An 8,759-nucleotide genomic window follows, 5' to 3' on the forward strand; every position below is an offset into this window, starting at 1 on the left:
TGCCCACCCCCACCAAGCCAATTCCAACACCCATCCGCCTCGCTTAATGGATCAAATTCATGAGGTGTGCTGCCGCAGACAATTAAGCAAACGGACAGAGGAAGCCTACCGTTTCTGGATTCGCCAGTTCATCTTCCATTTCAATAAACGTCATCCACGAGAACTTCGGGAAGGTGATGTAGCTCAGTTTTTAAATCACTTGGCTGTGCAATACGTATGTCAGCTTTGAAGAATATTCTCGAAGGTCTGCAATTGGCACAAAGCGGAAGTAACGACCTCTAGGTTTCAATGACCGCATTGGCCGAAAAGCGGTCGCTCCCCCATGACATTTCGATCGTCTGAACATTACACATAGCGGTATTGATCTGCGTTTATTGCCATCCAGAAAGTTGGCATTCGTTTAGGCATCCACCAGCAGTGACTGTACGCGTTTGATTAGGTAAGAGCTAGTACATCTAAATTTATAAGAGGCTTCAAGTTCGAAGTGCAACAGCTAATGTTGGCTCGGTGTAGCTCATCTTCACCCCGAATTATATTTCATACGGAGATCTAAACCCCAGCACTTTGCGTGGCCGGTGGTTGATCCGCTCTACCGCCCGCTGCACTCGCTCCTCTGCAACGTCATTTACTCCATGCCATAACCAGATAACAACAAGAGCATCCGGACAACACAGCACTTCCTAACGTAGTACCAACATAGCTCCACTCCCTCAAAGCGCCCTCGGTCTGCATGACTCTGGGCGTTTTCTTTTTCTGCAACAACTTCGAATAACTTTAAAAAGGAGAATAAATGATTTGGCAATTCTTAATAGTAGCCGCAATAGCCATCAGCCTAATCAAACTCGGTGCTTTATCGGTATGGGTCACAGCTTTATCGCTGGCCCTAAAAGTAATGCTGATATTACTCGTTGCAGCTGTTCTTTATTTCATTTGGCAACGATTCAACAGGAATTAAATAGCCATCCGTAACCGATAACCAGCCATCTCATTCAACCAACTCTGCATTAGCCGCTTTACCCATTTATCGTTCCACCCTCATCCATGCCTGCACACAGCGGGCTTTTTTACGTCCATAAATTAAGGATATAACCATGATCATTTTACGCAATCCCACTACCCTAACTTGCATTGCCGACCCTGATGTTCGCAGCCTTGTCGAACAAAGATTTACAGAAATATATGCAGATGGAACTTACGACTATAATCTTCTCGGCTACATGATCGTTGTCGAGCCAGGTGACAGTGTGGAGTCGCTAGAAAAGGAAAGCAGCTGTCCCATCCTGCATAATCTCTTCGATGATGCCTGCTTCGGCGATCAAGACTTCTCACCCTCATTTGAAGTTCTGGAAGAACATGCCAGTTGCTACGAAATGGTATTTATCCTGAGTGACGATGGATTTGGCATTTGCATCTTCATCCCGAAGACCGGAGGAATCGATTCCGATCTTCTGGCTATGTGTGCCCAATACGCGACGCCTGAACTGACACAGTCCTAAACTGATACAGCCCTAAGCAGGCTATCCAACTATCTCTCTGCTTACCGCTTCAATTCCCTCCCCTACTCCGCTCCATCGCCTGCCTCTACTACTAGACGTCAATCATTCTTTGCGGCTTTTTAGCCATCTTATATGAAGGTCCATTTAGTACTAACTGTAAAAGCCATCAGTCCATTTCGTTTGATTTTCATAAGCGGATAATTGAATAAACAGATAGCTGAATTCAGCAATCTACACGCAGCATTTTCAAGCACAGTCACATCATCTTAAATTACTAATCAATAACATAGCGTATTTCAAAACAACCAAATCAATTCACCCAAAAGGAGCTCTACCATGAAACCTGTAACAATAATCAATCAAGAAATTTGCATCTTGAAAGCTGCCTCATGCCTCTCACTCTCAGGCAAATCTACGCTGTCTTATCAAATAGGATATGGCGTAAATGGCGTAAACAGTAATCGCACCGAACCAGTAATCCAGTTGCGTGTGTATGCTAATTCGGGTGGCGGCTTCTTCAACAAAGACTGGATTGCCTTGAGTAACATCCAACAATTATTAGAGAAGTGCCCAAGCAATAAGCCCATCACATCATTTGTTCTTTATCCACTCTTTCAGGGCAGATCAATAAACACCCCTGCATTTCTCTTGGCTGTGCTGAAACATGAAGGTTTCTTGCGACCTTTGAAAGATAAGCAGCGTAGCTATGAACGGCTAGACCCTAACGAATTCATGACTGAAATCAAATCGCTGATTGAGGCGATTGGTACTGCCTCCACTGCTGACACTTCGATGGATAGTGCTTCTATTGTTGATCCAAACATCCAAGACAAACATAAAAATGTAGAGAACAAACCCAAGCAAGCAATGCCAAGCAAGACAGCAGTAACAAGCAAGAAAGTCGCACCCAAAACAAGTCCTAACAAGGCTTGAGCATTACAAGCTAGAAACCTATCCGCCGTAGTTGAAATCCGCTGGCAGCTACACACAGTCAAACCTAATCCCAAGAAACGTAACGGGAATTCAGCTTCGCAATGGAGCGCAGGTGCAATACCGACTGTATGCCGAACCACTCTCTGTCTTTCCACTTAGCCAATACAGGAGCTCTTGATGATTACTTCAGCTCTCGTGGTAGCCACTCTGCTTTGCTTCGCATTACCTTCAACACGAGGGATCGGAGTCATGGGTGTGGCATTACTTCTTTACTTTTTCCCACTCACGACTTTAGCGCTTCTCGTGGCTGGCGCTGTCATTTTCTATTTCATTTATTTCTATAAAAAATAACCATCACTAAAGGAGCAATATTTATGAATACCCAAAACTTTCTTCTCGATGCGATTGATGTAGTACTTGCTTGGGACATATCCGATGAAGCTTTTGCAGATGCCGTAATAGCGCAAACAAGGTTCATGGCGAGAGCCAACCATGACGAAATAGGTGGGTTCTGTTCGGACTGATTTCACGTAACTCGTTGCCATATCCGTATTTAGCAATATCTGATTTCTCGCTCATCTATTCCACCGTCGATTTCCACCTCCACCTTTACCGCCTTTAGCGGCTTCCACCGGCTTCTACCGGCTCGGTTGGGGTAGTGCTGAATACGGAGTTATACATCCTTTTTTTATTGATTATTTATTAACCACTTTATAAGGAATTACATCATGGCTACCACTGCAAGCATTACCCGCAAGCTTGTAAATAATAACCAACGAATTAATCATGCTGCTGACATATTTGGAATCCACTTCCCGATGCGCGTAGAACCGTTTATATATGCAATCACGGGCAAACTGGCCCATGAATATAACGGCGGTTACTGGGAGTTTTACGCACTAAGCAACGGTGGCTTTTATATGGCACCTGGCTCAGATACCCGCTTCCATGTGGCTTGTGAGAACGGCTTCGAGGGCAGCATGTCAGCGGATGCTTTGGGTATTACTGTCTGTTTGTATGCTTACAGTCATTTGTCCTTTGGCAATCCCAGCGCATTTACTGAGATATGTGCCCAGCAGTATCACTGGCTGAGGGAGTACATGTTGGGTCATGCCGAGGCGGGAGACATTTTGCAGGCAGTTGACTGATGGTAAGTTTTTTTCAGGGTTGCAGGTGGGAGAACTCCCCCACCGTTTTTTAATTTTAGATCGGAATGAATATGCTATACTTTTAAATGTTATGTCTCTAAGATCTTTTTTCAAGATGTTGTCTGGTTCTTGAGCTCACCTTCCAGACTTCGGCCATAGCTGGTGAGACGGCGCGGACGCGATAGTCTGTTCGTCGGATTTAAGATAACTTGAACGTGTGTGTACTTTATCGCAGACACCTCAAGTCTGTTAACGCTGGTCGCAACTGTATGTCCCCATGCGGCGGAGCTGACGTTAACTAGGCAAGTGCACAATCGTGACACCTCCTAGATCGAGGTACGTGAGGACGGAAGGCTAAGACTTGTCCGCGACTTACTTTTCGATCCATCAGCGGGCGCTTCCATTACGGAGACGTCATGCATCTCAAGAATCAAGTCGCAGTATATATCCCTGCAGCAACAGCAACAATTCCATCGGCTGTTTCCTCAGCGTCATTGCCGAATCAGTTATCCCATATCGATGATGCGCGACCAACTGCATTTCCAATAATTGCGTCCGCAATAGATACGCAATGCCCCTCAACTATTCCCGCGATAGATGATTTAGCGAGCTGTACATACGCTCAAACTCAAAGCGAAACCCCTGTCGATTTTTCGCCCAGCAGTTCTGAATCACCGACAGTTTCCTCAGCCGCTCAGCTAAAAGGCGGTAAAGGCGGCGAAGGCGGTGTTACCGCAATCTCGAACGCGGAATTTTTCGCTGCCGTATTTCCGCAATTAACCAAAGGAGCATTTGCTTTGGTTTGCTCCAAGCCTGGCGATCCAAATGAAGGAGGATGGCCAGCAAATCGTGCTGATCTAACAATCGGCAGGCTGTCCACAATTAACAACAACTACATAAATTGCTCCTCCTTCTATCCGGGTAACGACGGATCATTCAAGGCGCAAAAAAGCCAGTTCGCTGCTTGCCATTTCCTGATGCTCGATGATCTGGGCACAAAGGTTATGCAAGATCGTCTGGGCGAATTCAAGCTGTCTGCATTGATCGAAACCAGTCCAGGTAATCACCAAGGCATCATTATTCTGGCCGAGCCGATTACCGATGGCGATGTTGCGACTCGACTGCTCAATGCATTGATTGATGCGGGTCTGTGTGATGGTGGTGCAAGTGGGCCATTAACTCGCTGGGCGCGCCTCCCAGTAGCGATAAACGGCAAACCTAAACATGCAGACCATTCTGGAATGCCGTTCCGCTGCCGTCTTGTCGAATGGAATCTCAATGCAAGGTACACACCTGAAGAAATAGTAGATGGCTTGCAATTGGTGTTGCCACCAGCGGGACGCCCTCCCAAAGCATCAAAGGTTATTGCTGAAAATGCGCGTAGCAGTAAGGGCGACGATCATGGCGACGAGGTGTGGTTACCTAAAGCGGCAGTCAATCCGGTTTTGGTTGCGCTCAAATCCAAGGGTTTGTACAAAACCCCCCCTGGGTTCCGGCAAGCATGACGTCACATGTCCTTGGGTGAGTGATCACACCGATGCGTTGGACACGGGAAGTGCCTATTTCGAGCCAGATGATCAGTATCCATTAGGCGGATATTGCTGTCAGCACTCCCACCGGGAGCAATATCGTGTCCGTCATTTGTTAGATTTTTTGGGCGTGGAGGTATCAGCCGCACGACATAAACCGGTCATTCATATTGTCCCCGGTGAACTGCATAGGGTCGTATTTGCGGCTGAGCGAGAACTAGCGGATTACGGTCAACACTATCAATTTGGCGGATTGATCGCTTCCATTTCGACAGACCCGACAACAAGTGATCCTGCGATAGTACCAACAAGTTTGCCCGCGTTAACGCAGGTGTTATCAGTAGCGGTGACATTTGAAACCTTCAATGCCAAGCTTGGGGAGTGGGTGCGCTGCGATCCGCCAACCCGCCATGTCAGCATTCTCGACAATATGCAGACTTACCGTTTTTTGCCACCGCTTGCTGGTGTGGTTCGTCAGCCATATTTTCGTGAGTCTGATGGCGAATTGATAGTTCAAGCTGGCTACGATGCAGGCTCACACCGTTTTGGCGTATTCGATCCGCGTCAATTTCCGATTCAGGAGCCTACACTGGAAAACGCACGTAATGCTCTTGCTATGCTGGAGGATTTGCTTGAAGAATTTCACTTCGTAACACCAACGGATAAGGCAGCTGCACTCTGTGGGATGTTCACGGCTGTTGTGAGGCCGACGTTGAATTATGCTCCAGCGTTCCATGTGAAAGCACACGTATTCGGTAGCGGGAAAAGTTATTTGTGTGACCTGATAGGCTCATTCGCAGGCCCCGGTGGTAACTATAAAGTTAGTTATCCTACAACGGCAGAAGAGGCCACGAAAGTCATTCTTTCGCTGTTACTGACCAGTCCAGCCGTGATTGAGTTTGACGATATGTCTACCGACTGGATACCGCACGGCACCATAAATCGGGTACTTACTTCTGACAAGATCACTGACCGAATTCTGGGCGTAAGCAAAACAGCTACAGTCGGCACACGCACATTATTCCTAGGCTCCGGCAATAACGTTGGCCCTGTGCGTGATCTATTACGGCGAGTTCTCACCATTCACCTTGATCCGCGTTCTGCCACACCGGCCACACTTTCTTATCGTGGCAATCCAGTCGAAAAGGTGCGCAAGAACAGAGGGGTTTATGTCGCAGCTGTACTGACCATCATCTTGGCGTGGCGTAAGGCTGGGTCACCGCGTTCCGAAATCAAGAGCATTGTCACCTATGGCGGTTCGTGGACTGATTATTGCAGACATCCGTTGATATGGCTTGGCCATCCCGATCCCGCCACGTCTCTGATCGAACAGGTTACGCACGACCCTGACGCGGACATACTGGGTGGGCTTATGCAGGAGTGGTATAAAGCCTTCGCCTCCATCCCGACAACGGTGCGCAAGGCGGTTACAAGTGCTGAGGGAAACTACCCAAACTTGCGCGATGCGATATGCGAATTCCCGGTCGAAGAACGCGGTGTCATCAACCGTTCCAAGCTTGGTTGGATACTAAAAAAGAATTCCAACAGAATCGTTGGCGGATTTGAGTTCCAACCGGCCATCGCGGACGGTCGAGCTGCTTGGCGTGTCGTTCCAGTCGCATCCCCAGTTGCATTTACACCACCGCCTTCGCCACCTTCCACCGGGCCAGTTGCGGGGGGTGGCGGTGCAGTGGATTTGGGAGGAGTGGATTATGATTTTTGAGTTTGGTCATCCCAAAGCTGGAAAAAAAAAGGTGGTGAAGGTGGTGATCCCGGTGCCGTCAATTGTCGGCGGAATGCAGTATCCAGTGGATAGTGAACTGTACCCATAGAACCCCAGAAGGCATCTAGCCGAGGCGATCAGGGCGCAGTTGATAGCATCCCGGCAGAACAGCGCCGGGGGTTTTCTCTGCATAAACCTTAACCCAACATAGGAAATCCCCCGGCTATGCCGGGGTGGCAGTAGAAGTTTGACATTTACGGGAGTCCATCTGCGACACTCCGAATCGTGAGCCGCCAAGCAAACGAAGAAGGGAGTATCGAGATGGACGACAGCGAAAGCCTAAGCCATAGTAAATGGGAATGCAAATATCACGTAATATTCATTCCGAAGTGTAGACGTAAAACGTTGTACGAGCAGTTGAGGCCGCACCTTGGGCAAGTGTTCAAGAGGCTGTCCGAATACAAAGAAAGTCGGATAGAGGAAGGACATCTGATGCCTGATCATGTGCACATGTTGATATCGATTCCGCCGAAGTATTCGGTATCGCAAGTCATCGGGTATATCAAAGGGAAAAGTGCAATCCATCTGGCGCGAGTATACGGTGAGCGCAAGCGTAATTTTGTAGGGCAACACTTTTGGGCGAGAGGATATTTTGTGTCAACGGTAGGCCGTGATGAGGAGTCGATCCGGCAGTACATTCGGCACCAAGAGGAAGAGGGCAAGCGCCTAGAGCAGATGCACCTATGGCGCTGACCTGCCACCGAAAGGTGGCCACAAGAGCAGGGGCCGCGTAAGCGACCCCGTTAAGCCGCTTTGAGCGGCTCACAAATTAAAGCCCCCGGCTTTGCCGGGGGATACTTACTTCACCTGCCATGTACTACCGAAACTACATTTCTCTCAAGATAAAAATTTAAGGAAAAATTATGTCAAAACTAACACACACAACACATGTGACAAAAGACGCAAATGTCTGCGATGAATCCAATCAGGAGCCTGTAAAGACAGGGCAGCTCCTCGTGCGCCAAAAGGGGAAAACGCTCTCGATGGACTTGATAAATCGTGTGCAAAAGCAAGTTGAACTGCGCATGTCAGCATTGAAACATGGCATGTCCTATACATTGAGACAAATTTGCGGAGAAAAATTTTGGAGCCAGCTTAAAAAAGGAGAATGCATTGATGCAGGGCAATGTATGGTGTACATGACTGAACAAAACACCTTGCCACTGACTCATGTGAAGTGCGCGCATGAATATCCCAGACGGTACAAACTGAAATAACACGCTAAAAATTGGCAGCCACTTTCCCAATCGGAATTTGTGGTTGCCAATCCCCATTTATGCATCATTACAGGAATTTTTTATGCCCATAATTAAACTAACACCACACTTCGTAGCAAATAACCTGCAATGCCCCCAAGATAAATTACGCATTGAGTTTTGCGATGACGCGCTGCCCGGTCTCTATATTGAAGTCCGTTCTACCAGCCAAGGCCAAGGCACGTTCTACCTTCGTTACAAAGACAGCAACGGCAAGGCCTGCCATCAGAGGATAGGACGTACGACTGATGTCGACTTGGCGGATGCTCGCAAGCTAGCGAAGACATTGCGTGCCGAAATCGCATTGGGTAGTGATCCTCGCGGCCAAGAGAAAGCCAGGCAAGCAGTGTTATCGTTTACGGAGTTTTTTGTTGATCACTACCTACCCTATGTAAAACCAAGGAAACGCTCTTGGGCTCGCGATGAGGAATTATTCCGGCTGCGAATACAGGGAGTGTTTGGTAATAAACGGCTAAATCAGATTACCCGCCAGCAAATTCAATCGTTCCATACCGCGCTAATGAGCGAAGGCTTAGCAGCCGCAACTTGCAATCACCACATCAAGCTTATCAAGCACTCTTTAAATTTGGCAATTGATTGGGAAATGTTAGACA

11 protein-coding genes are annotated in these 8,759 nt (G+C 47.8%); all 11 read left to right on the forward strand.

What is annotated here, in order from left to right; translation table 11 throughout:
- On the forward strand, positions 1-229 hold a 229-nt coding region (locus tag MJ768_RS09160), incomplete at its 5' end, for a site-specific integrase (protein WP_239290773.1).
- A 561-nt stretch (positions 230-790) separates the two neighbouring features.
- Positions 791-955, forward strand: a complete 165-nt coding sequence (locus tag MJ768_RS09165; RefSeq protein WP_239290775.1) for a hypothetical protein — start codon at positions 791-793, stop codon at positions 953-955.
- 136 nt (positions 956-1,091) lie between these two features.
- Positions 1,092-1,496: a hypothetical protein gene (locus MJ768_RS09170; RefSeq protein ID WP_239290777.1), complete on the forward strand. Its 405-nt coding sequence runs from the start codon at positions 1,092-1,094 to the stop codon at positions 1,494-1,496.
- A 336-nt stretch (positions 1,497-1,832) separates the two neighbouring features.
- Positions 1,833-2,429: a hypothetical protein gene (locus MJ768_RS09175; RefSeq protein WP_239290779.1), complete on the forward strand. Its 597-nt coding sequence runs from the start codon at positions 1,833-1,835 to the stop codon at positions 2,427-2,429.
- 374 nt (positions 2,430-2,803) lie between these two features.
- Positions 2,804-2,953, forward strand: coding sequence for a hypothetical protein (locus MJ768_RS09180; RefSeq protein WP_239290781.1), 150 nt, complete (start codon positions 2,804-2,806; stop codon positions 2,951-2,953).
- A gap of 204 nt (positions 2,954-3,157) precedes the next feature.
- Positions 3,158-3,577, forward strand: a complete 420-nt coding sequence (locus MJ768_RS09185) for an antirestriction protein (RefSeq protein WP_239290783.1) — start codon at positions 3,158-3,160, stop codon at positions 3,575-3,577.
- A gap of 416 nt (positions 3,578-3,993) precedes the next feature.
- Positions 3,994-5,082, forward strand: coding sequence for a DNA-primase RepB domain-containing protein (locus MJ768_RS09190; RefSeq protein ID WP_239290785.1), 1,089 nt, complete (start codon positions 3,994-3,996; stop codon positions 5,080-5,082).
- Positions 5,083-5,098: 16 nt separating this feature from the next.
- A complete protein-coding gene (locus tag MJ768_RS09195; RefSeq protein WP_239290787.1) occupies positions 5,099-6,829 on the forward strand; it encodes a hypothetical protein in 1,731 nt (576 codons plus the stop codon).
- 321 nt (positions 6,830-7,150) lie between these two features.
- Positions 7,151-7,582 (forward strand): IS200/IS605 family transposase, encoded by a 432-nt coding sequence (gene tnpA, locus MJ768_RS09200; RefSeq protein WP_239290796.1) that lies wholly within the window; start codon positions 7,151-7,153, stop codon positions 7,580-7,582.
- A 170-nt stretch (positions 7,583-7,752) separates the two neighbouring features.
- Positions 7,753-8,106 (forward strand): hypothetical protein, encoded by a 354-nt coding sequence (locus MJ768_RS09205; RefSeq protein WP_239290798.1) that lies wholly within the window; start codon positions 7,753-7,755, stop codon positions 8,104-8,106.
- Positions 8,107-8,188: 82 nt separating this feature from the next.
- Positions 8,189-8,759, forward strand: a 571-nt coding sequence (locus MJ768_RS09210) for an integrase arm-type DNA-binding domain-containing protein (protein WP_239290800.1), incomplete at its 3' end; no start/stop codon positions are given.

It is taken from the genome of Candidatus Nitrotoga sp. 1052, assembly GCF_927312905.1.
GTDB lineage: Bacteria > Pseudomonadota > Gammaproteobacteria > Burkholderiales > Gallionellaceae > Nitrotoga.